Raw genomic sequence first — 26,765 nt, 5'->3', positions numbered from 1 at the left:
CATATGAAACTGGTGGATTTGTAAAGTCTTAAGCATGAGAATATCTCAAAACATAAATGGGTGTAATAACTTTATTGCACCCTTAACCAAAGATATTTTGAGATAGCATGACAACTGAAGTTAATTACCTAATTCTATTTAATAAGAAGAAAAACCAATTTTCAGGCATAGAAAATTTCCAAAAATTGCTAGGTATACTTAAAGGCGTAGAGCTGAGTGAAAATGCAATAAAGTTTGAGGAGAGTGAGTTTACCTTTAACCTTATTGATGAAGGAGATCGATACCCTGACCATGATACAGAGCTATTTGACTTAGTTTTAGTGTCCAAGAAAAACGAGAAAGATGTAAATCATTTATCCAGTTTACTGAGAGAGATAAAAAGGGCTGTTTCAAGCCAGTACGGAACAATGACTCCGGTGTTTGACGGCATATCGGGGTACTATGCAGAAAAGGCCTATCCAGAGATACATTACATTGAGAATCTGATGAGAAAGCTGTTCTCAAAATATGCTTTGATAAACTTGGGGCCTAAGTGGGTTGAGACTCTTCCTGAAGGTGTGCCAGGTATTCCTCTAAAAGCCGAAACTAATGGCAATAACCCTCTATATAATATCGATTTTATCAAGATCAATGACATTCTTTTTAAAGAACATGCAGCGAAAGAAGCTGATGCTGAAGTTCTTAGAAAAATTCGTGACGGAGAAATTACAGGTGAAGGTGTTGAGCCCTATGTTCCCCGTTCTCACTGGTCTCGTCATTTTTCAGACTTAGTGGACTGTGAATCAAACTACTTAGAAAAGAAATGGAAAAAGCTCTATACGTTAAGGAATAAAATTGCTCATAACAAAGAGTTTACCAAGACAGATTTAAGTAATGTTAAGAAAATCACTTCCGAATTAAAAGACAAACTTGTTCCTGCAATAAGCAAGATATCTACTATAAAAGTCGAAGCTATCGATATTTCCTACTCAGATAAAATCAATGAAGTAGTGGAAGGTGAACTATGTGTCGCTGAAGGCGAGGCAACATATTCTGCAGATAATAAAAATGGAGTAGAGGAAGTTAAAGAGAGTGATGGTTCCGGAATATTGGCCTTTGCTTTAATCGTTGGTTTACTTAGCGGAATATCGAAGTAAATTCAAGCTATTTAGACTGGGATGTTTATCATTGTGTCACCACTTTTCCATATTTTAGTTATTTGGTTTTTCTATGTCGGCTTTATGGGGTGGCTGGCCAATCAACACCAGAAAATTGCAAAATTACCTGATGAAACGTTAGAAGTTGCTTACCTTACCCATGGCGCGTTTTACCTCGCTTACAGCGCGTTTGTTGGTTTCTTAGGTTGGTATGAAGAAGCTATGGCACTAATGGCAATAGGCGCAATATGGAATGTCTATTTGGCAGATTATTATTGCGATAAGCATCGAAAAGTTATTGATGATGTAATTCGATTGATGATTGTTAAAGTTGTGACTGTTGTAACTTTGACTTGCGTAACCTCATTTAGTTTATGGTTTTCTTGTTGCAACGTGCCTTATCGTTTTTTCCGGGGTAGGTAGCTATAGTTTTAAATTGAGTAACGTTACGTCACTGCTATATATGAGTTACCATACCAACGATAATAACCATTGTGATGCAATACCTACACATCTAAGAATGTGTGTAAGGAACCTTGGTCGATTCAAATGAAACCTGTATCGACAACTGAGATCTCTATCGCCGTTTTCCTCTCGCCAATCAATAAATATAAGTTTGATGTAACTAACTGTAAGAAAACAGTAGATATTGAGTTAGGAGAGTTGCTTAAATATAGAGAAGAGCTGCTGACTCTAGTTGATGAAGTTACCAACCGGAATGAGTTTCGGCATAAAAAGTAAGTAGAGGCCATTTTTGGATAGTTGGGTTTTAGAAGATTTCTCTGTTGGTGATATTGCCTGCCAAATAGCTGAGTTTGAAGTTGGCGGGCATACCTATGTAATGGTTTTCAACCGGATCGATGCAACCCGTTCGAGAAAGATGATTAATGAGAAAGCGGAAGAACTGGGTATTGAATATCGGGAAAACAGTTATGAAGTGAAGTTTGATTTAAAACAGAACTTTAATGATGACACATACTTTTCCAAGCCTGATGAAATAATGAGTGTTTCTGCCATGCGTGAGCTAGGGATAATTATTCGTGATTTACTTGAGTTCCATTACAAAAACAGCAATGCTGAAGCTTATCTTTGTGTAGCAGAAGACAATAAATTAAAGCGCTTTTATGATCGGCTTGCTAAAATTTATGCAGATGAGTTACAATTTCAGGTGACGAACGATTTAGGAGAGGAGGGTTTAGGTTATGAAATCACAACCCCAAGTTACCAAAGCAAAAGCCGGTAAAATTGAAGCCATGAAGAAAATCAAGGCAGCATATACTCAGGCCCAGAAAGAAGGCAAGGTTAGTAAATATAAAATAACCCGAGCCTGAATCGGATTTATTTAGAAAAAGCGCTGGCAAATTTGCCGGCGTTTTTTTGTTTTCAACCCTTAAACCTCCTCCTTCTAGGAAGGTGGAGATCGCACATTAGGGCTTTTCTCGAAGGACGCTCATGTTCAATATATCCATGTTTGTAACCAGCAAATCAAGGAGATAAAGAACATGAGCAGATATGATCCGGGCTCGCATATGTACCACAGGTGACAGTATCACATAGTTTGTACGCCCTAAAAAGACTTAAAAGAAATGTAGGTAAAGAAGGGGGTATTAGGTCAGGTCAATCCATTTACTTGAGAACATTTTTGTTACCTTTTTTGAGCAGTCCAGGGATCGATTCCATGCAACAGATATTTTGGAAACGATATCTTCATAGTCCTTGAAACTTTGGGTCGCTAGGCACTTTGGTTCTGATTGCCATGTAAGCAAGGTTTAAAATAGTGTTGCTCACCCCTTAACAGAGTGCTATGAGCATGGAATAACAATGGAAATTAAACTAACAGATGTAGTGACTAAAGATCTTAATGACATTCGAATCTTAGCTGAATATGCGTTAGCTTTAGTGGTAGTGTCGGTGACTACCTATATGCTTTGCCAGCGACTATCCCGTATACAAAGATTAATTGACGACTGACCGCATTTATATAAAAGTAGTTGAATGAAATTTAATCAAGTGCAACTTAACAATCGAATTATCATCATTCCTTAGGAATGGTGGGATTTTGGTATGCTTTTGATAAATCGACCCCACCCTAGAAGGTGGGTTTTCTTTTTCTACCTTTTGGGAAATAGTCTCTTGGAGGGATTTAAATGAAAAAGGTAGCCGTTTTTGGAAAGCCGGGTAGCGGAAAATCAACAGTAAGCAAAGCATTAGCAGTGGTGAGCGGTTTACCGCTTCATCAATTAGATTCGATCGTTTACAAGCCAAATGGTGAGTTTGTAGCGCGAGAGGAATTTGATGCTGCACACAACGAAATTCTCCGTTCTGAATCTTGGATCATTGATGGTTTTGGTCCTATCAGTTCTTTTAATGAGCGTTTAGCGGCAGCAGACACTTTGGTTTATATAGACTTGCCATACTTAGTTAGCTACTGGTTTGTCACTAAGCGTTTTTTGAAAGGGCTATTTGTAAAGCCGGAAGGTTGGCCTGAAGGAAGTTCAGTACTAAAAGGTACATTGAATAGTTATAAGACACTGAAGTTATGCCCTAAGTTTTGGAACGATGACTTCTCTGCGAGGCTAATGGGCTACTCAAGTAGCAAAAAAGTCTACATCATCAAAACCGTGTCTGAGTTGAATGATTTTACTTTAAAACAAATTAATTAGTTCGCATACTCGAGAAATCTTGCTGGGTTCGCCACTTTGATTTTGATAGCCATGTTAGCAAGACTTAAGGTAACAAGGCATAGGGTAACAAGGCTTAAGATAGTAAGGTTTAAAATAGTGTTGCTCACTTGGTAATGCAGCCTTATAACTTTGGAGGTTTCATGGACATTTTAAAAGCAACAGAGAAACTCATGTCGATGGATGAGAAAGCGTGGCAACGGCACTCTAACCCCATGAGTGTATATTCTCGATTTACCATTTTACCTCTTTTCACCATGGCTCTTGCTGTCAGGGATGTATTAGGCTGGTGGACTCTCCTCGCTCTGTTTGTAGTCTCCTTTTGGACTTGGTTAAACCCACGGTTGTTCTCGGCACCAACAAATACAAACAACTGGGCGTCAAAGGGCACATTTGGCGAGCGTATTTACCTAAACCGTCAAAAAGAAGACCTAATTCCCCCTCATCACTTAAAGATGTGTCGCATCATCATTGCGCTTCAAGTGATAGGAGTGCCTTTTTGGTGTTTTGCAGTTTATACAATAAGTTATGACTTAATGCTGTTAAGTATGCTTTGGCTTATGTTTACAAAAACATGGTTTGTAGACAGGATGGTTTGGCTGTATCAAGATGTGAAAGATCTCAACCCAGTTTACCTGTCGTGGTTGAAGTCATAATAAAGCAAAAGCCGTTTCTTGAGTTGGAGGACGTGCTCACATGAAAGTGGTATGTGAAACAGAAAGGTTAGTTATTCGACAGTTTGAGTTGAGCGATGCCGAGTTTATTATCCGGTTACTCAATGAGGAGTCGTTTGTTCGGTATATTGCGGACAAAAATGTTCGAACTCAAGAAGAGGCTATTCATTATCTCAAGCATGGTCCAATGGCGAGCTATGACAAAAATGGTTTTGGTCTGAACTTGGTCTCTCTAAAGAATGACCTCACACCCATTGGTATGTGTGGGGTATTAAAAAGAGATGAACTGGAATATCCCGATCTAGGTTATGCGCTTTTGGCAGAATTTTGTGGAGAAGGTTATGCTAGTGAAGCGGCTAAAAAGACGTTAACTGTAACTATGGACACCTATTTATTAGATACCGTTTATGCAGTCACTCTTCTGGAAAATGTGCGGTCAAATAAACTATTAAAGAAAGTAGGTTTTAGCTTCCAAAAGAGAGTAGAGCTATATGGGTTACAAAATAATCTTTATGAGTATCGAGCCTAAATCGTTTACAAAGTGGAATGGACGGATACACAGCACTTGGTATTTTGAGGAGAACTAATGACTATTCATATCAAACAAGGTTGGGATTTGCAGAACTCGATGGCCGTCGCTGAGCTCTACGAAGAGGCATTCGGTTCTAAGTTTAGCCGTGCTATTCCTAATAAAACTCGTCGTATCATTACTCTCTCTAAAAGCTTTGTTCCCGAATATTCATTTGCTGCTTATTGCGATGACAATATCGTCGGGCTGTGCGGCTTTAATATCTCTTCAGGTTCGCTTACGGGAGGTATTGGCGCTAAAGGGTTAATGAATCAACTTGGTGTTCTTCCCGGGCTTTGGGCTTGTGCGGTATTTAGCTTATTTGAGCGCCAGCCGGAAAATGGTGAGCTAGTTATGGACGGTATTGCCGTGGAGAGTGATTCCCGAGGTAAGGGTGTTGGTTCTTTATTACTTGAACATATTATTAGTTATGCATTAAACAACGGTTATTCCTCTGTACGCTTGGACGTTATCGATAGCAACCCGCGAGCAAAGAAGCTTTATGAATCTAAAGGGTTTGTTGCAGTAAAGTCAGATAGTTTTCCGTACTTAAAATGGTTAATCGGCTTTTCAGGCTCAACTACCATGACGCTAGACTTAAAAGAACTCGCAGAATAAAGCGATTGAGACTGATTTAAAACACGTGGTGATTAAACTCAAATTGGTTTAAGTATTTAAGGTACAACGAGTTAGGCTGGGTGGTAAGTATCGTTCATCACTTAACTCGATGTTATATGAATGGAGTAGAGATAAGCTATGAAATACAAAGTGGTTAAAGACTATCAAGATGCACCTGAATCTCCTATTCGAATAGTAAAAGGTGAGACGTTGCAATTGGTAGAGGAATCCGACTCAGAGGGGGATTGGGCAAACTGGATTTTCTGCCGTGGCGAAAACAAAGAAGGCTGGGTTCCTAAACAAATACTCGTTATTGATAATGGAGAAGTGACCGTACTTAAGGACTATTATGCCAAAGAGCACAATTTAATCGTTGATGAAATACTAGTAAAAGAATATGAGTTAAATGGCTGGATCTGGAGTAAAAAGTTAGCTGATCTTGATGAGTTAGCTTGGGCTCCTTTAAATCACCTATGTGCTGTGTAATTAGCTTTTCGCAAATCTACCGTTAACAAACAGTCTAAAAAGATTCACAACACTCGGCACTTTCGTGATTTAATCGTTTATGAGCGTTATTGTGAAATCACTTGAGTAACTTAGAATCAAGACATCATAAAAACAGTCATAGTGAAATAATTATGGAATTTAGAATAGCAACAGAGTCAGACTTAGCGTCAATTCAAACTCTCGCGAGAGACACCATCGATAAATGTTATCGCTCATTTCTTGGTGATGAGTCGGTGGACGGGTATTTATCATCTGGTGAATCTGATAAAGAAGTGACGAATAACCTTTCAAACTGTTTAATTGCAATTGAGCGGGATAGCCTCGTTGGCTATTGCGTGTTGGAAGAGGCGTTTATTCATATCTTGATGGTTAGCCCGAATGTGCAACGTAAAGGATTAGGCTCTACATTCTTGGTATATATTGAGTCAACGATGGCCAGATCAGGCCATACGCTTTTAAAACTGGAAACATTCAAATCCAATACACAAGCCATTAATTTTTATCTGAAGAATGGTTGGCAAATCGTGAATGAAGAAACCGATGCGGAGTTTGGTTTTGTTCGTGTGTATCTAGAGAAGCATGCATAATAAAATGCTGTGAGAACCCGCTACCTGTTTACAGTATTTTTCTAGACGTTGGGAATCGATGGCCTCACACCTTGGCACAACTCAGTGTTCAAGGTGTGAGGGTGATTAATATCTAGCGACATTAACCAATAGTAGGGTAGTCGGTATAACCATGTTCGTTGCCACCAAACAACGTTGACCCATCAAGTTCAGCTAACGGTTGGTGAAGCTTTAATCGTTCAACCAAATCTGGGTTAGAGACAAATGGTCGTCCAAAAGCGACTAAATCTGCATATCCTTGTTCGATTATTTCACTGCCTCTTTCTTGGGTGTAGCCTCCCGCTACGATTATAGTATTTGTAAAATTCTGACGAAGTTGAATACGGAAGTTTTCAGGAATCACTGGCGCATCGTCCCAATCTGCTTCGGACAGGTGCAAATAGGCGATATCGCGTGCTTGAAGTTGCTTAGATGCCTCTAAAATCGTTGGGACGATATCGGGACAGTTCATATCTTTAAATGTGATAAAGGGGGCGAGTCGTACGCCTACTTTGTCTACGCCAATAGCGGCAGTTACTGCGTCAACCACTTCTAATAAAAAACGAATTCGGTTATGGCGTGTGCCCCCGTAACTGTCGGTTCGATGGTTAGAATTAGTACGTAAGAATTGGTCGATAAGGTAGCCGTTACCACCATGAATTTCGACACCGTCAAAGCCGGATTCGATGGCTCGTTTTGCTGCATTGGCGAAATCTTTGATAACACGGTCTATGTCTGCTTCAGTCATCGCTCTTGGTTTTACACAATCCACCATTTTGCCACTGTTTTGTTCATCGGCGATCCAAACTTGAGTTTCAACCGGTTCGAGTGCTGATGGAGCTATGGGTAACTCGCCGTTTTGGAAAACAGGATGCGATACGCGACCAACATGCCATAGCTGACAGAATATGGCTGCACCTTGTTCTTTTGCCGCCTGAGTAACGGTTTTCCAACCGGCTACTTGGTCATCGTTGTAAACACCTGGGGTGAATGAATAACCTTGTGCGTCATCAGAAATCTGTGTTGCTTCAGAGATGATAAGCCCAGCGCTAGCTCTTTGTTTATAGTAGGTGGCCATGATTTGGTTTGGGATGTTTCCCGGCTGAGTGGTACGTGCTCGCGTCATCGGTGCCATAACGATTCTGTTTTGTAGTTTCAATTGCTTTAGATGTGCGCTTTCAAATAGTCTGCTCATTGCTGGTTCCTTACTTAATTAGTTGTACACCGATAGTTTTAATGTTGATTCTCACTGTGTTTTTGGGGTCACACTACGATGAAATGAGTATATTGATTTGGAAATAATTGATAATTGGGTAATATGTGAATTTATTATTCATCTCAGTCGAATAATAAGGTTGAAGGAGAGAGCGTGGACAAGTTTTCTGATATGACGTTGTTTGTGAGCATTGTCAAAAATCAAAGGTTGGTGGCGGCTGGTAGAGAGTTAGGTTTATCCCCTGCAACTGTCACTGCACGGCTACAAGCGCTAGAAGAACGCTACGGAGTGAAGCTTCTTAATCGCAGTACTCGGCACATTTCATTAACTGACTCCGGCGCGACCTATTATCAAGCTTGTTTGGAGCTCATTGATAGTGTTAAGGAGATGGAGAACCGCCTCCAAACCGGAAATACGCAAGTGCGCGGGACGTTAAAAATTTCCGCTCCAAGAGACATAGGTAAACAGTACATCTCGCCAATATTGTCACAATTTAACGCGCTATATCCAGATGTGGTTCCTTATCTATATCTGAACGATAACTTATCCAGTTTAACGGAATCAGGGATGGACATGATGATTCGTTACGGTGAACTGGCCGACAGTAATTTAATCTCGCGTAAGCTCGCGTCGAGTCGACGTGTTTTGTGTGCATCACCTAGATACCTTGCAACAAAGGGCGTACCAAACACGCCACAAGATTTAGTTGAACATGACTGCCTAGCGATGATTCGGAGTAATGAAGAGTTAAAAACATGGCACTTTCAAAGCCAAGAACAGCACAGTGTGATCACTGTGATACCAAAGCGTTATTCTGATGATGGTGAAGTGATTCGCCAGTGGGCATTAGACGGTGCGGGAATAGCATTAAAGTCCATTCTCGATGTTCAAGATGACATAGAGCAGAATCGCTTAGTCACGGTGCTTGATGGTTATATGAAGAATTTTAACTCGTCGACTTCTCAAGCAGGGGCAGACCTAAATGTGATTTACTTAAGTCGTCAGTATCAACCAAAACGACTGCGTTTGTTTCTTGATTTTTTAATTGAACATTTTCATGAAAAGTTTAAGTAACGAGACTTCTTATATTCTAATTATCGCCATTAGCACCACTTTTTCTGTTATGTTGACAAGTACAATATCAATATTTGCAAAGTTTAACTGAATGCTAGAACGCGACAATTCTAATGGAAATCGTTACAATTCTGCACTAATTAAAATGTAGATATTTGGGACAAAAATGAAAATTTCCGTTGATGGCGGTTCGTTCAAAGTAGCGATTGAAACTGAGTTTGATAACCTAATTGAAGAAGCAACCGTTGTTTTTCACCAGACACGGGGACAAGCGGGTTCGAATGAAAAAGCGATCCTGCGTTTTTTGCAGATCATTATTGAGCATAGTGAAGAGGATGATGCAATTGGCTATGCCGTTCTTGGGTTACTGGGCTGGTATAACGAAACCATTACACCAGTGACGGACAAAGACATTGAACTCAACTTGCCGAAAATCCTACCACATCTTATAAACCCAACGGGTGACATATCCTTAAGCAACACTAATGTCGTTAAGCATTAATATTTTCTAGGCTGCAACTGTTTAAGCTATAACCTGCCGATAGTTATCTATTTGCAGGTTGTAGGGGCTATTGTTAAAGGATTCTGTTTCTACTTTTGTAAGGATCAACATGCGCTGGTGGTCATTATTATCTTTGAGTCCACCAACATCAACATGACTTTAGATTTTGAATAGGGGGCATCGGTTCTTCTTGACCATATTAACTATAAGAAGTCACGCAAGTTACATTTCCTACAGTTAGGATCGCAGTTCATGACACACTCTAATCTGGACCTAATTTCCTGAGTAATGATCGGTGATGCAATTACTTTTAATATATCGAATGAAACAAGATAAACTCCGATCTCTGTTTTTGTACTAGACGGGAAGTATTTTATGATCTTTGCTTTAAGCACCAATTTGCAGAAAAGCATCATAGCGGTGAAGTCTGGAATAAAAAAATAGGCTTTATCAAGACGGCTTGAATATTTTAATAAGTAAAGACAAAGGGCTTGATAAACCAATTCAAAATAATGCTTTGAACTTGTGTATTTTCCCAGATGTATAATGCAACTTCTTTCGAAATCGCTCTTTGGAATATCATTAAGAGATTTAAATAAACTTAATTTGCGAATATCTGTAATGCCAGATAAGTGCCCAATGGTATTGTTATGCTCATTATTGATCAGTATGCAGGAGTAATTAATCTCATTCCCCATGCTATTTAACTCGTGATAATAACCTTTTAGTGCCGACGCATTTTTGTCGAAATTACCAAATTTTTCAACGTATTCGCTATGAGTTAGCGCTTTAATTTCAATATCCGCTTCACCGATTATTATGTCATAAGAGAAGTATGATGTTGTTTTATCGAGAATTTTTGATAGTTCAGATATTGCCGTGCTGTGTTTGACTGGTGTTTTTCTTTTACTGAGTTCGATATCCGTAATTAAGTTAACCATGTCAACATTTAAGCATTTTGCTATATACAACTGTTTATCAACACTTGGTGTGCTGTGCCCCTTAATCCAGCGAGATAAAGTGACAGAATCTAATCCTGAAAATTCCGCGTGATAGTGACTTTGTAATAAAGCGATAAAATCTTTTCGGGTTATTTCTTTTTCATCCAACCATTTTGCAAGTTGTTCATGAAATCTAAGACTCATAAGTTACAGTCTCTCCTAATTAATATATATGCAATTGAGTTGCATTTAAATCTACTGATGTCGTTGGTATCAATTTAATGAGTTATTTCTATGATTTATAAGTTTTTATTATACATATAGCGAGGTGATGAATTTTTAGCAGTTCAGTTAAAAACAGTTCTCTAATGCTAATTCGTCAGGCGTTGACTCCAATATAGTATGACGCCCAGAAAACACAAGTACAAATGGAGAATAGTAGTAATGAAGTTTAGCAAAATATTTATAGGTAAAAATAATGGCCAGTCCTTTAAGCACGCAAGTTTACTGTTGTGCTCAGCAGTGCTATCGAGCGGTGTATACGCGGCAGATGGTCAAATAACCTTTGCCGGTTCAGTTTATGCGCCAACCTGTAGTGTCAAATCAAAAACCCTCAATGTGACACTGGAAAAAATTTCAAATAGTGCATTGAGCGCGAAAGGGACGGCGTTTGGTAGCATGCCTTTTGTGATCAGTCTTGAGAAGTGTGATTTATCTACTGGCAAAAAAACCGTAGGATTGACATTCGAAGGTACAACTGACACCGACGCAACCAATGTACTGGTTAATGAAACGAGTGGCGGAGCGACGGGTATTGGTATCGCCATTTATTCTGGTGGTGGTGACAATAACGGCGACCAAATGATAATCAACGGTGCCCACGATAAAAACCAGATTATCACAATGGATGCCACCTCAAGGCCTATCTCCAATGCTATTCTTAATCTGCCTTTAGTCGCTAAGTATTACAACTATGGCGGAAATTCTTCACCCTCAGGGGATGTAAGTGCAAGCGTTGCATTTAGTGTTACTTACCAGTAATCCTGTCGGTGGCAAGGTTCAAGGTAAAAGCGATGCTTACCTCGGGCTTATTGGCGATGCTGATAAGCCCGGCTGTAAGCAGCGCGGCAGAAACAACGGCTGGTGAGGAGTTTGATATTGCATTCCTCAATTTACCGCAAGGGTATGACCGTTCGCAGTTTAATATGGATTGGTTTGACTTCGGTATTACCGAGGGCAACCACTCGGTAGCGGTTGAGTTGTACCCGAATGCGCCAATTCAAATGGACATTTTATTTGTAAAACGCAATGGTCAGGTTTTGCCTTGCTTCACGCCAGAGCAACTGGATGAGCTGGGTATTAACCTTGAAAAACTGCCCGAGAAAGTAGCTACTTCTTCGTGTCAGATAGCCAGTGATTACCTTGAAGGTGCATCCACCGAGTATCAGTCTAGCTTTTCAACATTGACTTTGAAGGTTCCCAATATCTACCACAAAGATACCAGTGCGTTTTCTTATCTTAATGATGTGGTATGGGACGAGGGGATCAACCACACCAAACTTAATTACAACGGGTTTGCTGGGTTAAATTCAGACGATGATGTGTCAGGTTACCTGTCTCTCAATAGTTTTAGTAAATATGCTAAGATCAGGGCAAGAATTAACGGCTCTGTGTCTTATTCCGCTGATACAGCCAACCTGAATTGGGGTAACGCCTATCTCTACACTGATCTGAATGAGTCAAAACTGCGCATTAGTGCTGGTCAGATCCGCTCTGAAACCAACAGTTCACTAAACAATGGTCTGGCGATAACAGGTGTTGGTGTTGAAAACCCGTCCGATATGCTTAGCCGCAAAGAAAGGGAATACTCGCCAGTTATTAAGGGTTATGCCTCAACACAGGCAACGGTATCTGTGTTGCAGCAAGGGAAGCTGCTCTATCAATCTAAAGTGGCTCCCGGTGAATTTGAAATTACCTCGTTAGATCTTCCCGGTACAAGCTCCGATCTGCTGCTGCGCATAGAAGAGTCAGACGGAAGAACCATAGATCGTACAATCGTATACTCGCGCTTGCCCAACCTATTAAGACCCGGTCGCAATGACTATTCACTCTCGTTTGGTCGTTACCGTTCTGACTACGGAGAAGAGGTAGTGATGTCCGGCTACTATTCGAGAGGTTTTGACCAGTTTACCCTTGGCACTTTTACCACTTTAACCACAGATTCGGATTACCTATCCGGTGGATATAATGGATATTACAATTTAGGCATGATTGGTGCCGTCGGCATGGAAAGCGCGGTATCCAGCGCTAAATTTGATGATGGTGATCAGCTTGGTTATAAGTTGGGTATTGAATACGCAAAACGCTTTTTTGCTACTGGTTCAGACATCCGTTTAGCGGCGTTGCGCTATAACTCGAAAAATTTTTATAACTTGAATGATTATTTGGCTGATCGGCACGACCAACGAAGCGATTTATCAGCACCAAAAAACGAGTTTACTCTCAGTTTATCGCAGCCTATCGGCGAGATAAGCAGTTATATTTCTTACAATATTAAGACCTACCATCAGCAAGACAGAGAAATCAGTCGATCACTCTATGCGTCCCTCGGTTTTGATGTGGCGGGCATTCCGGTGCGGGTTTATGGTCGGCAGGAAGAGAGGAGTGGATCCTCAGAAGATGATGTTGCATTTGGTGTCTCGCTTTCTATTCCTTTGGGTTACTCGTCAGGCCGGCTCGGGCTGAACTCCGACTTTGATAACAAAGGCGTAAACAATCACAACATTTCCTATAGCGGAAGTAACGACGATTACCAATATAGTGCCTCGCTAAATTACGGATCAGATAACAATGTACTGGCGGCCAACACCAATGTTAGTTGGCAGTCAGCTAAAGGACGCTACGCCTTTGGATTGTCGGCCAATGAACAGAGGTATGATTCCAGCCTGTCTGTCAGCGGGGGTGTTCTGTTGACCGGAGACAATGTGTTGATGACCCAAAGCCTTGGCGAAACCAGCCTGTTGATCGACCTTGGTCAGGGAGCTGAAAACGTACAGCTTGGTTACGGAAACAATAACCGCACCAATAAAGAAGGCCTTGGGGTTGTTCCATATATTACCGCTTATGACGAGAACCGTGTCTACCTGAATAGTGAAGAGAGCCCAATGGTAGAGCTTCAGGGGCAGATTAAACCTGTTTATCCGTCGAAAGGTAGCTTAGTAAAAGTGAAACCGAACGCCATGATAGGCAACCGCGGGCTTTACAGAATAACCGCAAAGGAATCTCTGTTCGGCCAGCCTGTGTTTAATAACGACAATAAGATTGTCTCCTATGTTGGTGACGAAAATATTGTTTATTTATCTGGTGTACCAATGGGAGAAAAACTGAGCTACCGAATCGGAAGTTCCGTAGAGAGTATTGAGTGCCGTTTTGAAGTGAACTCAAGTCCTGAGTTTGATGTTAACAATTTAACCAATATTAAGAAGGTTTCCTGTGAGTAGAATTCGTCAACCCATTATTAACAGTACAATGGTTACTCTTTTACTGATGTTATTAAGCACGGTAAGTTTTTCGGGTTACTCAGGTGTTCGGCCTGAGCGCACCCGTGAAATTGTGGAGCTAAAACCGAAGGAACATCAGGTAGATGTTGAGAATAGCTCTTCTTCACCTTATATGGTTCAGGTATGGATGGAAACATTGCAGGGAAAACGAAAAAATATTCCTATTGTCGTTACCCCACCTATATTCCGAATTGACGGCAATTCTAAAGGGGGAGTGAAAGTTCTACCTGTTGTCGATGCACTGCCAAAGGAGAGAGAAAGCGTCTATCTACTGGTATTTCAGGAGATCCCAAAGAAAACAGACGGCGATAAGAACGCCTTGCGTATCGCGGTAAGAACCAAAATCAAACTTATTGTTCGCCCTGAACAGTTAAATAAACTCGATATCAGCAAGCAATTTAAAAAAGTAACTTGGCAGCTGGTTGAGCGTGGCGAAAAACTGCTGCTGAAAGCTGACAATCCAACCCCCTTCAACTTTGCCATTACCGACTTTGAATACCAAAAAGACGGCAAGTTAAACGCCTTAAGCGATGTCTTTGTGAATCTTTCTCCTTACTCTGACTATGAACTTGTTGTAAGCCGGGAAAAGCTAGAGAAAGATACGCTTACCTTTAACTATGCCTATATTAATGATTTTGGGGGAGTAAGCGGTTTAATCACTCAGCAGATCGACGTTGAAGAGGTAGCGCAGTGATTCCTTTTTCTCCTTTTACTAAAAAGATGGTGCTGTTAGCTCTCTGTTTCTGGAGTGCTGGCGCTTATGCGAGCCTGTCAGCCGGACAGTGCAATCCGATCTCTGTAACTACTCAGTACGTTTCTCTAAGAGGGCAGTCAGGTAAGATACCGACAGGAACGGAGTTTATGGATTCAAGTTTCAGATCGCCTATTGGAAAGATTGTCGGGCATTTTAATTTTACCTGCAAAACTCATACATCGGCGCCCAGCAATAATATATCGTTAGGTATTTTTTTTTCAGGTTCCAGCCGGAGCTTTATTTCAGGACCTAGCTGGGGAACGGAAGGAATTTATAAGAGCAATATCGATGGTCTAGTTTTGAGACTGCCTCCGAAAAGTGATGTGGCCGGAACACTGACAAAGAATACAGGAATGAGAACCGGAACCTACGGTGGAGAATCGCGATCTATTTTGTTAGAGCGTTACGGCTGGGGAGGAGACTATAAACCGAATGACATAGTTAGAAGAAGCTATAGTGTGACTATGTTCTACGTGCACAAAAATAAGAATGTTTCGTCGTCTGCTTCTACAAGGTTACAAAATATTTGGCTGAGCTCTCCGGTCAGGTTTTCTACTTACTTACATGAGCAGAGCCCCCAAAGTGTCTGGCACTCTAATCTCAAAATACAGGGACCGACTATAGAGTTGTATGATCCAAGTTGCCGAAAGGAGATTCCTTCCTTTGTTGAATTTGATTCTGTAACGCGAGGTGGAGAAGGTGTCAGTAAGAACTTTAAATTAGAGATATTTTGCCCAAATGTATCCTCTGGGGGGACTAAAAATATCAGCTACAGTTTTGATGTAGTGAAATCCTCTTCGGTTTCTTTTGATCCTTCTAACCCGACATTCGCCTCTTATAGCAAAGATGGCGTAAAGGTTAATTTACGGCTATTCGATAATTCCACCAACAAAAATGTTGTGTTCGGAAGGAAAACCAAATTGCCTTCATTTGGTACGGGGAATAGATTTGAAGTTCCTTTTACCGCACATCTGAAAGCGAACAACGATTCGAAAAGTGGCAATTACGAGATTAATGTTATTTCTACCATTGAATATAACTAGGGATCTGTCGCTACGAGCTGTACCTGTTAGCAATAAATATAATTTCGGAAATAATGACAGTTTAGATAGTAAATAGACTATCAAAAAAGGAAGTGCCTTATGGCTTGCGTTCATTTAAACAATTTATTAAGTTCTAGTTCGGATAAGTTATATTCGACGGTATTTGGCTACAAGCTTGAGCCAATAGTTAATCGTCGTGGTGTATCCATTGGTTATGAATGCCTGATTGATTTCACAGATGTTAATGTTGGACAGAAAGAGAGCGTACTTAACTACGAAATTAATAGTCCCTTTTTAGTTAGCAATTTGATGACTCGGTTATTGGGCTCTTTGCTCAATGGCAGGGATTTAAATGTACTAAGAGGGAAAAAGCTTTTTATTAATGTTGAACGCTCCTGCCTCTGTGTAGAAATGCTCATTAATGAAGTCATTCTATTTAATAGTCTATTGCAAGCATTTGATATCATATTAGTGGTTGAAATAACCGAAAGGGAATTAAGTTTTTGCTGCGAGTGTCCTGAAATAAAACAGGCGTTGCTTAAGTTGGATCAATCCGGAGTATTATTAGCAGCAGATGACTTTGATATACAGAAGGATTTTCGGATCAAAGAAGTCGGATTGGGAGTGTACCACTACCTTAAAGTTGATTATTCAAGAAATGAGAACTTTTCAAGGGAGCTACAAAAGCTGACCAGTAAGTTTCCGGAGTTATCTATTATCGTCGAACGTGTTGAAACGAGTGATGATGTAAAACGGATATGCCATGCTAAGGTTTTAATGCAAGGATATGCCTTTGATACAATACGTAGCAGTGCATAACAGTAATAAATGAAAGGCATAACTGAAGTTGTGCTTAAACTTGATAGTGCATGGATACGCCAGTTCAAGACAACGTTCGTAATGATTAAGGTTATATTGAAAGCGAGACTATGGAATATTTTACAAAAAAAAGGCGCCAAATCAGCGCCTTTTCTCTGTTTCAAATATAGCTCAGTAAGCTTACTTCTTACGGCAATATTCGCAACGTAACCACATGGATTGGCCTTCTACTTTGCCTGAGAACAGGTCGAAGTCATCTTTTGCAAGGCCGATGTTTCTTACCATTGTGCCTTGTTTTACTACCATGCTAGAGCCTTTTACCGGTAAGTCTTTGATGATAGTGACGTTGTCACCCGCTTTAAGCTCAGCACCGTGACAATCAACGTGTGTTTGGCCGTCTGCGTCCATCCCAGTCTCTGCCCACTTAGCCACGTCTTCTTCTAGGTACATCATATCTAGTAGGTCGGTTGCCCAGCCTTCAGTTTTTGCAAGACGGGTAAGTTGTCGCCATGCCATAACTTGAACAGGAGGTGTTTGGCTCCACATACTGTCATTAAGACAGCGCCAGTGGTTAACATCTACTGTTTCTGGGTTTTCAATTTGTGAGTGACATGTGTCGCATAGCATAACTGCATGATCAACCGTCACTTGGCTGTGCGGTGCAACCACAAAAGCAGATAAAGATGATGAAGAGCCGCACAATTCGCATTTAGAATCGCAGCGCTCTAGCATAGTTGCTTCAGTAGACATATTTATTACCTGTGTATTTTAGAAAGGGAAAGCAAGACCATATCGTAAAGAATATAAGCGATATGGTCGGCTAACTAATTGGGCGGAATAGTATATTACGCTGTGATTTAATTCCACAACATTATGGTTTTTGGCACTGTGGCGTTTCTACATCGTAACGAGGTAACGAGTCTGCCTTGTTTTTGAGATCTTTAATTCGCGTACTGTGGGACGGGTGAGTCGACAACAGCTCAGGTGGCTGATTACCGCCAGAGGCTTTGGCCATGTTCTTCCACAAGTCGACACTCTGGTACGGATCAAATCCTGCTTTTGCCATTAGTTCTAAACCAAGAATATCTGACTCTGACTCCTGAGTTCGTCCATAAGGGAGTAGTAAACCGTATTGAACACCTAAGCCCAACGCCGCCATTGTCGCGACTTTATACTCAGAATTATTCATAGCGATATTGGTTATTTGCAAACCGGCGTGAGCCAGTTGAGTCTGAGACATTCTTTCGTTGCTATGATCCGCGAGTACGTGAGCGATTTCATGGCCGATAACCGTGGCAAGTTGATGCTGGTTCTCTGCGACTTTTAGTAATCCGGTATAGACGCCTATTTTACCGCCGGGGAGGGCAAATGCGTTAACTTGGTCGCTATCAAACACCACTACTTCCCATTCAGAAAAACCGTCTTGCTTAGGTACATTAGGCAGTATTGCGTTCGTTACGCACTGCACGTACTCATTGGTTTTTTTATCGGTGCTTATTTTCTGCTTACTTTTCATCTGCTCAAAAGATTGTGACCCTAATGAACTCATCTGCTGATCAGAAAAGAGGATCAATTGACTTCTTCCGGTAGGAGAAGAGGTACATGCAGCAAGCGAAAGTACAACCGACGTTAAAATGGCGAATTTATGTGAGGTCAAAATGCTCTATCCAATTTGATTTTAATTATTACCTCAATTATAACAGCATGCTTTTTATAACGTTATAGTAAAACTGAAAAATGTCTGAGCAAGGAATTGCCTTAGAAAGTCGTTTATGATTAATTTTGCTTTGTTAGTAGTTGTTTGAGCGAAGATTTTTTAGTTTAATTCTTATTACAATATACAAAAATATAATAGACCCTATTCAAGATTATCTGATGCTGCTAAGGGTATTACAAAACGTCACTCATTAAGGACACAATATGTCTATCTGGAAAAGAGAGATCAGCCTTGATCTTCTCAATGCTACATCGAAAAACACAATGATGGAACATCTGAACATTGAGTACTGTCAATTAACCGATAATACTATTTCTGCCACTATGCCTGTGTGTAGTTTTACTCATCAGCCGTTAGGTATGCTCCATGGTGGTGCCTCTGTTGTGCTGGCAGAAACATTAGGCTCAATCGCGGCGAATTTTTGTGTTGATCAAAACCACTACTGTGTCGGATTAGATATTAATGCCAATCATATACGAGCCATGCGCAGTGGTCATGTTATTGGTAAAGCAGAACCGATGCATTTAGGGGCGACGACCCAAGTATGGCAAATTACCATTACAGATAACCGGGAACGACTAGTGTGTACCAGCCGTTTAACCATTGCGGTTAAAAAGCATAAGCGAGAAAAATAATGGTTATCCCAATTGAAGGCGGAAAAATCATTGTTAATGCATTTGAGCTGGTGGTTCGTTTAGATGATGCTTATAAAACAACCTTACAGGCTCAAAATGACGCCATTCAGCTTATCGGTAAGGGGGCAAATGTTATCTCTGTTAATGGCAGTGAGTGCAAATGGTCGGTTAAGCTACCGCAGGCAGAGCAGTTAGAACAAATTGCTAAAGAAATGAGTTTGCCTATTCTTTAGCCGCGCCATAAAAAAATGTAACCGTTGCGTCTAACTGACACAGGGTTACTGTGATAAAATAGGAAATACTTATATTTGCTTAAATAGCGAGATTTCCTCTTTATGAGCAGTCCAAGACTTCGTACTCAATTTGAAGCGTTATTCGAACATTTTAAAGGCAAAGACAGTGATATTCGCCTAGAGGATATTACGGATATTCTGTTTTGTACGCGCCGCAATGCGCGTATTGTTTTAAATAAGTTGAGTGATGAAGGCTGGATAGAGTGGATGCCAGCAGCGGGAAGAGGGAACTTGTCTCGCTTAAATTTCATTCAAAATCAAAATGATGTCAGTGAAAGCTTGGCCAAACGTTACCTCGAAGAAGGTAAAATAGAACAAGCGTTAAATGTACTTGGTAAAGACGTCAGTCGACTGAGTCAAATTCTGCACGGTTATCTCGGCATCCAGCATAGCGAAGGCCAGCAGGTGATGCGCCTGCCGTATTATCGTCCTTTATCTATGTTAAATCCTTCCAAGCCTCATAGACGTTCTGAACAGAATATCATTAGTCAGATATTTAGCGGTTTAACCGTGATGGATGAAAATGAGAAAGTGAAGCCTGATCTAGCTCATTCATGGCAAGCTCTCAGTGCTCGGCATTGGCGGTTCTACCTCCGGCCGGGGGTTCGTTTTCATAATGGCAACTTGTTAGAGCAGGGTCATATCACCGAGTCAATCACGGCTCTCGCGGCATTGCCTCTTTTTTCTCATATCGAAAAAGTAGACTCACCTAAGCCTTTAGTGCTTGATATCTATCTGAACCAAGACGATTGGCACTTACCGCTGCTCTTTACTGAATCGTGCGCTAAGGTACTACCACCATCAGAGTGGATCTCAACGAATGGTGACCTTTATCCAATTGGTACTGGACCTTATAAGGTTGAGAGAAATGATGACCAACGATTGGTGTTAGAAGCATTTGATGGATATTTTGGCTATCGACCGCTGGTAGATAAAGTGGAAGTGTGGGTAGTGGATGAAGCTCACTCCTCGTTTGTTTTCCCAAGTTTATCGCACCCCAGCAAACCAACCGACGTTGGCGATAATGATGTAGCTTTGGATCCAGGCTGTACTTATCTGCTCTTAAATAGAAAGCAGGGTATTGCCAAAGATGATGAGTGGGCGAGATACCTTAGCTCCATTTTAAACTCGTTTAATCTATTTAATGAGTTGCCTGAAGACAAAGTGATTGAACTGGGATTATTGCCTGCTCACGGTTTAAAACCGGGTTGGTACCATACTGTCGGTAGCGCGACGCCTCCAAAAACAGAAAGCAAACAGCCGGTTACAGTGGCATACCATGGTGAGCATCCGGTGTTTCCCATCTTGGCCAAGGTGATTAAAAAGCTGTTAGCTAATATTGGCCTTCGGGTTGAGTTTATCGAGTATCAGCAAACAGTTGATGATCCCAATATTGTCGATATTTGGCTTAAACCTATGGGGCTAGCGACTTATCGGGACGATGCGCTTGCAAGTTGGCTGTTAGGCTATAGCGATATCGAGTTACTAAGTAATTCGGATACTTTTGCCCAATGGCAACGATTAGTGGATCTGTGGCGAGAAGAGAAAGAACAACCTTTCCCAGCAAGAGAGCTTGGTAAGTCACTGGTTGAAAATAACCAAATCATTCCGATGTTTCACTGCTGGTTAGGTGTAAGTAAAGATCAGTGTGGATCTTTACAAAATGCGAAATGCAATGCGTTAGGTTGGTTTGATTTTAGTAAGGTTTGGCTGAAGCCGACGATAAACGATCCTGAAATTGCGCAAAACAGAGCATATCTCTAGGGTCTGTTGATCTTTCGACAATAGATTTTGTTCAACCTGAAAGGGGTTCGAGCAAGGTATGAGGAGAGCAGCATCGTTATTCGATGTAAACGACTCATAACACAGCTCAAGGTATTTTCAGATGAACCTTTCGGGCAGCGTTTGTTGGCACTTTCTACCGCGTTATCACCTGATTTGCGTAGATGACTACTCTGCACAGGTGCAGCCTTGTATAAAACACCAACAAACTGCTGCAAAAAATTGTTGCGAAAGGTCAACAGCCCTTAGGTCACTGTAAGCTTTTAATGTATTCGCTGGGAGTTAATCCACGATATTTTTTGAAAGTGCGTACAAAGCTGGATTTATGCTGATAGCCCAACTGTTTGGCAATTTGTTCTATGTCTGTTTCATGTTGCAGTAGCTGCGCCGCTATATTGCACAATACGTATCCGGTGATATTGGTAAAATTGAATCCAAGTGAGGTTAGCCTCCGTTGAAACTGCTGCGGTGATAACCCTATCATGGCAGAGACTTTGTTTAACGACGGAGTGCCAAAGTGACAACTGTAGTTGATCAGCTCGTAGATGACTTTTATATGGTCGTTGGGCTGAGGCATATTAATATAATTGTCTAAGTAGCCAAAGTTCATCCCAGCTTGGTTATCTGGTTGATACTCTACGTAGTGTTGGTTTGTGACTGTGGTTATATTTAACCACAGTTCGGTTCGAGGACTATTCCATTCAACCTCACAACCAAAAAACGCCTCGTAACGTTTTCTTTGCTCACTGCGGTAGGGAAGGCAAACTTTTAGTGGGCAAAAATCGTCGCCTAAATATTTTCTTAGCAAGCCAATCATGAGCAGCAAGACACGAACGCTGTCGTGAAAGCGCGCACGCCCAGAAAAACTGTCGGTATTATATGTCCATTTCAGAATCTTTCCGTTCTGCACTCCATAAAAGTAAGCACCAGATTGAACACAGCTCATCCCATAATTAAAGCGCCTGAAGGTCAACGCCAGATCTTTTGCGGATAAGAACCACTGCCCTAAGCTACCCAAGCGATCGAAGTGAACGTATTTAGAGAGATTAAACATAAAGTCGGCATCGCCAGATACGACTTCAATATTTTGATACCAGTTGGCGACTTCGTGACAAGGAATCAATGTCATTGGATTACGAAAGATCGATGCAGGCAAGTCTAACTCATCAGGATTAACGCGATAATACTTGTATAAATTATTGTATATCTCTTCAATGGTTACCGATCGAATAAAGGAGATAGGTTCAAACATAGCACAACCCTGCAACAGAAAACCTCATTATAGTAGCCAAATTAAAAGAATCTGTACATTATCATTGAGAATAGAGTGTTTAATAGACAATAATTCAGCCAAGTTATTAATTGAGGGCGTTATCTTGAGTTTATTAAGTGTTCCATTTGTTGGTACTGGCACTGATACGGTGCTTCATGTTGTGGCTGCGACTGTGTTGTTAGGCAGTGTTATTGCCGTTGCCATTGGTTTTTGGAAATTCCATGAAATGCCAATTAATCAGGCTCACAGTAAGCAGCACCAACAAGTTGGTTTGATTACTACATTAACTTGGATAGGGTTTATTTGGCATTGGGTTTGGGTACTGGCGGTCATTGTTGCATTTTTGGATGCTGAAAAAGCGCTGATTCGAATTAGAGATATCTGGAAAAGCGAAGCCAAATTAGAGTCAGACATCGATTCAAACAAAGAGGAGAACAATCATGCTTGAAGGTTTAGCGGTATGGGCTCTGTTTATCTATTTATTGCGACTAGTAGGAATGCCTTGGAACAAGTTTAGCAAAGGGTTTGCTTATATTGGCGGTGGTGCGTGGCTAATATTTGTTTGGATCGGGTTGATCAACTACACGCCGATGGATCTTAGCGGTGGATCCATTGTTCAGTCGCCTCATATTCAATTACGACCGGGCAATACTAATATCAAAGGTAAAGTAGAAGCCATTCATGTTAAACCAAATGAAAGCGTGACTGCCGGTCAACTTATATATGAGTTGGACGACAAGCCTTACCAAATTGCTCTTAATCAGGCTAAAGTGACTCTCTCGTCTGCTATGGTGTCTTATCAAGTTGCGTTAGAAGATGTTCAAGTTGCCATTGCACAGCTTGAAACAGCAGACAAAACGATTGAGATAAGCCAAAGTGAACAAAGCGCAGCTGAAGCGGATTTAGACTGGAAAAAGACAACACTAGATCGCTATAAAAAACAGAATAGCGCGGTAAAACACACCATTACCGAAAGTATGATTGATGAACAAAAGAATGCGGTTGAGTTAGCTCAGCAAAAACTGAACACCATTATTATTCAGATAGACAAGTACCTAGTTGAAAAAGAGAAAGCGGTGATTGCGATTGATAGAGCCAAGCTGACGGTGAAAAACCAGCAAGCTCAAATTGATAGTGCAACAGAAGCATTGGCTCAAGCAGAGTGGAACTTAGAGCAGACAAAAGTCTATGCGCCAACAGACGGCTATGTTACTAACTTTATTTTGCGTGAGGGACAGTACGTTGGGGTTGTACCAAGAATCCAGATGTATACCGATGAAAAGTACATTTTGACTCGTGTAAATCATCAGGCAATTAGAAACGTGAAAGTAGGTCAAGCGGCTGAATTTGCGAGCCCTGTCTATCCGGGTAAAGTATTTTCAGCGCAAGTGGAAGGGATAGTTGAAGCGACAGCAGAAGCACAGTCAAACTTATTAGGGCTAGAACCTTCAGTGGCGAAGACGACAGTGCAGAACTTACAGAATAAACACCATTTTGTAAGGCTTAAGCTGGAAGAGGGTGCGGACTATGACATTCCGGTAGGCTCTGTAGGATTAGCATGGATAAGTGGCGAGAAGCCGAATAGCTTTATGAGTTTCTTAGATGTAATACGCGGAATTATCATTAGAATGAAAGCGCAGATCTACTACATATACTCGATATAGAATGGCAAAAAAAGAGACAAAAAAGACCAGTAATCCTGGTCTTTTTTTTATTCATCTTCTTCTTTCTTGTTATCAGCAATAAAATGTTTAATAAAGCGCCTAACTTCTCGTGCTGCGGAAGTATCTAGATCTTCACAAAGAGATACAAATTCGTCTCTTTGCTCGCCATTAATGCGAATGATCAGTTGGCTATCTTTTTTGTTTGCTTCTTTTTTTTTCTTAGTGTTCACAGTGACACCTTGAGTCATGTATATACAACGCATAGAACTTTATATGCGTTCAATAATCGGAGTCAACAACGGATTGAAAGAAATGGCGATTATGTAGAATAACTGAACAATTTTTGTTGAAGTTATAATCAAGAGACCCTTTTCTCAAGGATCAAATCTGCCAAACCTTCTTCGTTTTGCGAACCATCACGTTGCTGTTTTACTTTAAAACCCATCTTAATATAGAAGTTTTTTGCCTGAATATTTTTCTCAAAGCAGGCAACTTTAATGTGTTTAAACTTAGATTGCTTCACAGCAACGTCGAGCAATTTAGAGCCTGCTCCTTGCTGTAAGTAACCCGGTTTAATATAGAGTTGCTCTATCCAAGTATCAATTCCTTTGTCGCTACAGGCGCAAACGCCAATAGCAATACCGTTTTTAATCGCCAGCCAAACGTTGGCTTTTACCAACAGTATTTCTCCAACCCAATAGCGTATCTCTTTTTCGCTATAACGCATTGGAGCATAGGGTAAGTGCTCATTGCGAGATTCAGTGAGAATATCTTTTATGGTGCTGATATCTCGTCTATTGGCCTTTTTTATACTAATGTCCATAGAATTACAAAGTATATACAATGTCTATAGAAAATAAGTGTTATTTACAGTTCTGTCAAATAGCAATAAGTTCTCTGTTATACAGCTATTTTCTATATAAGAACCCGCTGCATACAAAAAGACTCTTGGGTTATAGCAAGAGTCTTTACTGTATCAAGCAATCAGCGGTGGCTATTTCGCAAATACGTCTTTAAAGTCTTTCTTAAGGATGGCGTCTCTACGAGCTTTCTTGACTTGTTTAACCATGTCTTTAACACAGTTATGCAACACTTGATCGAGTAGTTGTGCGCGGTACTCTTCTTGATCGCTTTCAGACATATCTTTAGGAAGATCCAATGTTGGGAATTCTTCCATAAAATTCACACCTGCAAATGCTTGGCTTACAGAAATTAACGCGTGAAACTGTTCAAAATTGTCTAACACGTTTTGCGCGCTTGCTGGCATTGCATCCCATGATTCTCGAACAGCTTGCTCGGAAACTTCGTGAATAGAAACCACCATATCGAACATCTGTTCAGGAACTTGATCAAACTCTATTACCTTTTTTAGTTCAGGTGAAATTTGATCCAAATCTACAGCTTCTGGTGTTGGTTCATTTACATCGGTAGTCATAATTTTATCTTAGTCGTTATTTGAATAATCAATGCTAAAAAGAACCTAAAAAAAGTCAATAATTATCGATTAAAAACGGTACTTAAACTCGGATAAAAGAGACGTTGTAACGCAAAAAGAGCGAGGACAGTGATGATTTGTAGATAAAATCATCAATTACTGAATCACGGTATTGATAGAATTGACCTTGAGTGCAAGCAGATAACGTTGCGATAGAAATAAAAAACCACCGAACTCAGAGTCGGTGGCTTGAAAGTAATATATGAAATTGCGTTGTAACCGTTGCATTAATAATAAGCTAATGTGTTGGCTTATCAAACGGCATCAACATCTTCTGCTTGAGGGCCTTTTTGGCCATTGGTAACCACAAACGAAACTTGCTGACCGTCTTGTAAATTTCGACGCCCAGAACCGTTAATCGCAGAGAAGTGAACAAACACATCTTTTCCACCATTCTCAGGGGTAATGAAGCCGAATCCTTTGTCTTGATTAAACCACTTTACAGTGCCATTGATTTTTTCACTCATAATAAAACTCTATTCACCTAAGTAACTGATGCAAAAGCGCATCACATAATTTACGTTACAATAACAAAATAGGCGAAAAAATCACCAATTCACTAAGATGTGATCTCGACAACGATTAATGTAGCAATTTCGCGAAGTGGCTCCAAAGTGAATCGGTTTACTAAGACTATTGTCAATATTTACCAGAGGTTATCGTTATTCAGATAGCGCTTGATAGTGTTTAGTAAAACGTTGATAACGCTTTAAATTTGCGCCGCCATCACTGTAACCAACCCGAGATTGCGAGCGATAATGAAGTTGCTGATTTTGTACATCAAAAAACAGCTCTACATCGTCGTTGTAACGCATTTTATCTGTGGTGAAAACAATGTGGATGTAATTGTCGCTCTCGCTCTCTATGCTGTTGTTGCCCATCGCTTGCAATACCTTAGTAACGGTAAGCTTAGCTTGTTCAACACTGTCAAAAGGCAATGAAGCGACCTTTTTCTCTGCAATGTCGGTCTGAGAAGAAACGGCATTTGGTGTGCTGGGCATTGGCGCAAACTTGCCCTGTTGAACGCCCAAATAATCCGGAGTGGTGCTGTTTTTATAAAACATAAAAGCAACGACCAGTAAAACTAGAGCTGAGACTATCTTTAAAATCATTAACATTTCCTTGTTTTCATTGTTGTTATGATGAGACTGTGTTGGTACTGAGCGTTATCAATTTAGTCGTTTATTAGATAATTTTCTATGATGAAA

The 26,765-nt window shown here is 40.6% G+C and carries 33 protein-coding genes; 23 read left to right on the top strand and 10 right to left on the bottom strand.

Going from position 1 to position 26,765, the window contains the following annotated elements; translation table 11 throughout:
* Nucleotides 1-107: 107 nt before the first annotated feature.
* The 11 genes from CHJ_RS21570 (at nt 108) to CHJ_RS21520 (ending at nt 6,771) form a co-directional block, all read left to right on the top strand.
* Complete coding sequence (locus CHJ_RS21570) at nt 108-1,136, top strand: HEPN domain-containing protein (RefSeq protein ID WP_317918995.1); 1,029 nt, start codon at nt 108-110, stop codon at nt 1,134-1,136.
* Nucleotides 1,137-1,169: 33 nt separating this feature from the next.
* Nucleotides 1,170-1,559 carry a hypothetical protein gene (locus CHJ_RS21565; protein ID WP_317918994.1) on the top strand — a complete coding sequence of 130 codons (390 nt, stop codon included), beginning with the start codon at nt 1,170-1,172 and terminating at the stop codon, nt 1,557-1,559.
* Nucleotides 1,560-1,685: 126 nt separating this feature from the next.
* Nucleotides 1,686-1,877, top strand: coding sequence for a hypothetical protein (locus CHJ_RS21560; RefSeq protein WP_317918993.1), 192 nt, complete (start codon nt 1,686-1,688; stop codon nt 1,875-1,877).
* A 13-nt stretch (nt 1,878-1,890) separates the two neighbouring features.
* Complete coding sequence (locus tag CHJ_RS21555) at nt 1,891-2,379, top strand: hypothetical protein (protein WP_317918992.1); 489 nt, start codon at nt 1,891-1,893, stop codon at nt 2,377-2,379.
* Between the two features lie 578 nt (nt 2,380-2,957).
* Nucleotides 2,958-3,107: a hypothetical protein gene (locus CHJ_RS21550; protein ID WP_317918991.1), complete on the top strand. Its 150-nt coding sequence runs from the start codon at nt 2,958-2,960 to the stop codon at nt 3,105-3,107.
* Between the two features lie 176 nt (nt 3,108-3,283).
* Nucleotides 3,284-3,799, top strand: a complete 516-nt coding sequence (locus tag CHJ_RS21545) for an adenylate kinase (protein WP_317918990.1) — start codon at nt 3,284-3,286, stop codon at nt 3,797-3,799.
* A gap of 161 nt (nt 3,800-3,960) precedes the next feature.
* On the top strand, nt 3,961-4,473 hold the full coding sequence (locus CHJ_RS21540; RefSeq protein ID WP_317918989.1) for a DUF6653 family protein: 513 nt from the start codon (nt 3,961-3,963) through the stop codon (nt 4,471-4,473).
* A gap of 40 nt (nt 4,474-4,513) precedes the next feature.
* On the top strand, nt 4,514-5,020 hold the full coding sequence (locus CHJ_RS21535) for a GNAT family N-acetyltransferase (RefSeq protein WP_317918988.1): 507 nt from the start codon (nt 4,514-4,516) through the stop codon (nt 5,018-5,020).
* Between the two features lie 57 nt (nt 5,021-5,077).
* Complete coding sequence (locus CHJ_RS21530; RefSeq protein WP_171752474.1) at nt 5,078-5,677, top strand: GNAT family N-acetyltransferase; 600 nt, start codon at nt 5,078-5,080, stop codon at nt 5,675-5,677.
* A 138-nt stretch (nt 5,678-5,815) separates the two neighbouring features.
* Entirely contained in the window at nt 5,816-6,163 is a 348-nt protein-coding gene (locus CHJ_RS21525) for an SH3 domain-containing protein (protein WP_317918987.1), read from the top strand.
* A 152-nt stretch (nt 6,164-6,315) separates the two neighbouring features.
* The gene (locus tag CHJ_RS21520; RefSeq protein ID WP_317918986.1) at nt 6,316-6,771 is read left to right on the top strand and encodes a GNAT family N-acetyltransferase; all 456 of its coding nucleotides are present in this window, start codon (nt 6,316-6,318) and stop codon (nt 6,769-6,771) included.
* Nucleotides 6,772-6,892: 121 nt separating this feature from the next.
* On the opposite strand, the gene CHJ_RS21515 is transcribed toward CHJ_RS21520, so the two are convergent.
* Nucleotides 6,893-7,984, bottom strand: coding sequence for an alkene reductase (locus CHJ_RS21515; RefSeq protein ID WP_317918985.1), 1,092 nt, complete (start codon nt 7,982-7,984; stop codon nt 6,893-6,895).
* 174 nt (nt 7,985-8,158) lie between these two features.
* Here CHJ_RS21515 and CHJ_RS21510 point away from each other — a divergent pair, with 174 nt between their 5' ends.
* Together CHJ_RS21510 and CHJ_RS21505 are read left to right on the top strand one after the other, a co-directional pair.
* Nucleotides 8,159-9,079: a LysR family transcriptional regulator gene (locus tag CHJ_RS21510; RefSeq protein ID WP_317918984.1), complete on the top strand. Its 921-nt coding sequence runs from the start codon at nt 8,159-8,161 to the stop codon at nt 9,077-9,079.
* A 166-nt stretch (nt 9,080-9,245) separates the two neighbouring features.
* Complete coding sequence (locus tag CHJ_RS21505; protein ID WP_171752469.1) at nt 9,246-9,581, top strand: hypothetical protein; 336 nt, start codon at nt 9,246-9,248, stop codon at nt 9,579-9,581.
* Nucleotides 9,582-9,784: 203 nt separating this feature from the next.
* On the opposite strand, the gene CHJ_RS21500 is transcribed toward CHJ_RS21505, so the two are convergent.
* Nucleotides 9,785-10,726 (bottom strand): helix-turn-helix domain-containing protein, encoded by a 942-nt coding sequence (locus CHJ_RS21500; protein ID WP_317918983.1) that lies wholly within the window; start codon nt 10,724-10,726, stop codon nt 9,785-9,787.
* Nucleotides 10,727-10,966: 240 nt separating this feature from the next.
* On the opposite strand from CHJ_RS21500, the gene CHJ_RS21495 reads away from it, so the two are divergent.
* The 5 genes from CHJ_RS21495 to CHJ_RS21475 all read left to right on the top strand — a co-directional run bounded on the left by CHJ_RS21495 (nt 10,967) and on the right by CHJ_RS21475 (nt 16,698).
* On the top strand, nt 10,967-11,563 hold the full coding sequence (locus CHJ_RS21495) for a fimbrial protein (RefSeq protein ID WP_317918982.1): 597 nt from the start codon (nt 10,967-10,969) through the stop codon (nt 11,561-11,563).
* A 32-nt stretch (nt 11,564-11,595) separates the two neighbouring features.
* Complete coding sequence (locus CHJ_RS21490; protein WP_317918981.1) at nt 11,596-14,022, top strand: fimbria/pilus outer membrane usher protein; 2,427 nt, start codon at nt 11,596-11,598, stop codon at nt 14,020-14,022.
* Nucleotides 14,015-14,776, top strand: a complete 762-nt coding sequence (locus CHJ_RS21485) for a molecular chaperone (protein ID WP_317918980.1) — start codon at nt 14,015-14,017, stop codon at nt 14,774-14,776. The genes CHJ_RS21490 and CHJ_RS21485 overlap by 8 nt, the downstream gene beginning before the upstream one ends.
* A complete protein-coding gene (locus CHJ_RS21480) occupies nt 14,773-15,879 on the top strand; it encodes a hypothetical protein (RefSeq protein ID WP_317918979.1) in 1,107 nt (368 codons plus the stop codon). The genes CHJ_RS21485 and CHJ_RS21480 overlap by 4 nt, the downstream gene beginning before the upstream one ends.
* 99 nt (nt 15,880-15,978) lie before the next feature.
* Nucleotides 15,979-16,698, top strand: a complete 720-nt coding sequence (locus tag CHJ_RS21475) for a hypothetical protein (protein WP_317918978.1) — start codon at nt 15,979-15,981, stop codon at nt 16,696-16,698.
* Nucleotides 16,699-16,878: 180 nt separating this feature from the next.
* Here CHJ_RS21475 and CHJ_RS21470 read toward each other — a convergent pair whose 3' ends face one another.
* Both CHJ_RS21470 and CHJ_RS21465 read right to left on the bottom strand, forming a co-directional pair.
* On the bottom strand, nt 16,879-17,448 hold the full coding sequence (locus tag CHJ_RS21470) for a PhnA domain-containing protein (RefSeq protein WP_317918977.1): 570 nt from the start codon (nt 17,446-17,448) through the stop codon (nt 16,879-16,881).
* A gap of 121 nt (nt 17,449-17,569) precedes the next feature.
* Nucleotides 17,570-18,355, bottom strand: a complete 786-nt coding sequence (locus tag CHJ_RS21465; protein WP_253822059.1) for a M48 family metallopeptidase — start codon at nt 18,353-18,355, stop codon at nt 17,570-17,572.
* A gap of 263 nt (nt 18,356-18,618) precedes the next feature.
* Here CHJ_RS21465 and CHJ_RS21460 point away from each other — a divergent pair, with 263 nt between their 5' ends.
* The 3 genes from CHJ_RS21460 (at nt 18,619) to CHJ_RS21450 (ending at nt 21,107) form a co-directional block, all read left to right on the top strand.
* Nucleotides 18,619-19,050, top strand: a complete 432-nt coding sequence (locus CHJ_RS21460) for a hotdog fold thioesterase (RefSeq protein WP_171752461.1) — start codon at nt 18,619-18,621, stop codon at nt 19,048-19,050.
* Entirely contained in the window at nt 19,050-19,283 is a 234-nt protein-coding gene (locus tag CHJ_RS21455; RefSeq protein WP_171752460.1) for a DUF3389 family protein, read from the top strand. The genes CHJ_RS21460 and CHJ_RS21455 overlap by 1 nt, the downstream gene beginning before the upstream one ends.
* 102 nt (nt 19,284-19,385) lie before the next feature.
* Nucleotides 19,386-21,107, top strand: a complete 1,722-nt coding sequence (locus tag CHJ_RS21450; protein WP_317918976.1) for an SgrR family transcriptional regulator — start codon at nt 19,386-19,388, stop codon at nt 21,105-21,107.
* Between the two features lie 268 nt (nt 21,108-21,375).
* On the opposite strand, the gene CHJ_RS21445 is transcribed toward CHJ_RS21450, so the two are convergent.
* On the bottom strand, nt 21,376-22,377 hold the full coding sequence (locus CHJ_RS21445) for an AraC family transcriptional regulator (protein WP_171752458.1): 1,002 nt from the start codon (nt 22,375-22,377) through the stop codon (nt 21,376-21,378).
* A gap of 124 nt (nt 22,378-22,501) precedes the next feature.
* On the opposite strand from CHJ_RS21445, the gene CHJ_RS21440 reads away from it, so the two are divergent.
* Nucleotides 22,502-22,846 (top strand): MFS transporter, encoded by a 345-nt coding sequence (locus tag CHJ_RS21440; protein ID WP_317918975.1) that lies wholly within the window; start codon nt 22,502-22,504, stop codon nt 22,844-22,846.
* Nucleotides 22,839-24,062, top strand: a complete 1,224-nt coding sequence (locus tag CHJ_RS21435; RefSeq protein ID WP_171752456.1) for an HlyD family secretion protein — start codon at nt 22,839-22,841, stop codon at nt 24,060-24,062. Before CHJ_RS21440 ends, CHJ_RS21435 begins: the two co-directional genes overlap by 8 nt.
* 47 nt (nt 24,063-24,109) lie before the next feature.
* On the opposite strand, the gene CHJ_RS21430 is transcribed toward CHJ_RS21435, so the two are convergent.
* The 5 genes from CHJ_RS21430 to CHJ_RS21410 all read right to left on the bottom strand — a co-directional run bounded on the left by CHJ_RS21430 (nt 24,110) and on the right by CHJ_RS21410 (nt 26,669).
* Complete coding sequence (locus tag CHJ_RS21430) at nt 24,110-24,292, bottom strand: hypothetical protein (protein ID WP_171753627.1); 183 nt, start codon at nt 24,290-24,292, stop codon at nt 24,110-24,112.
* A gap of 128 nt (nt 24,293-24,420) precedes the next feature.
* Nucleotides 24,421-24,885, bottom strand: coding sequence for a GNAT family N-acetyltransferase (locus tag CHJ_RS21425; RefSeq protein WP_317918974.1), 465 nt, complete (start codon nt 24,883-24,885; stop codon nt 24,421-24,423).
* Nucleotides 24,886-25,056: 171 nt separating this feature from the next.
* Complete coding sequence (locus tag CHJ_RS21420; protein WP_317918973.1) at nt 25,057-25,497, bottom strand: DUF3069 domain-containing protein; 441 nt, start codon at nt 25,495-25,497, stop codon at nt 25,057-25,059.
* A 314-nt stretch (nt 25,498-25,811) separates the two neighbouring features.
* Nucleotides 25,812-26,024, bottom strand: a complete 213-nt coding sequence (locus CHJ_RS21415) for a cold-shock protein (RefSeq protein WP_171753624.1) — start codon at nt 26,022-26,024, stop codon at nt 25,812-25,814.
* Nucleotides 26,025-26,219: 195 nt separating this feature from the next.
* A complete protein-coding gene (locus tag CHJ_RS21410) occupies nt 26,220-26,669 on the bottom strand; it encodes a DUF1499 domain-containing protein (RefSeq protein ID WP_317918972.1) in 450 nt (149 codons plus the stop codon).
* Nucleotides 26,670-26,765 lie beyond the last annotated feature (96 nt).

This window comes from Vibrio sp. MACH09, assembly GCF_033238805.1.
GTDB lineage: Bacteria > Pseudomonadota > Gammaproteobacteria > Enterobacterales > Vibrionaceae > Vibrio.
The sequence above is the reverse complement of the archived record's forward strand: the minus strand, read 5'-3'. Positions and strand labels throughout refer to the sequence as shown.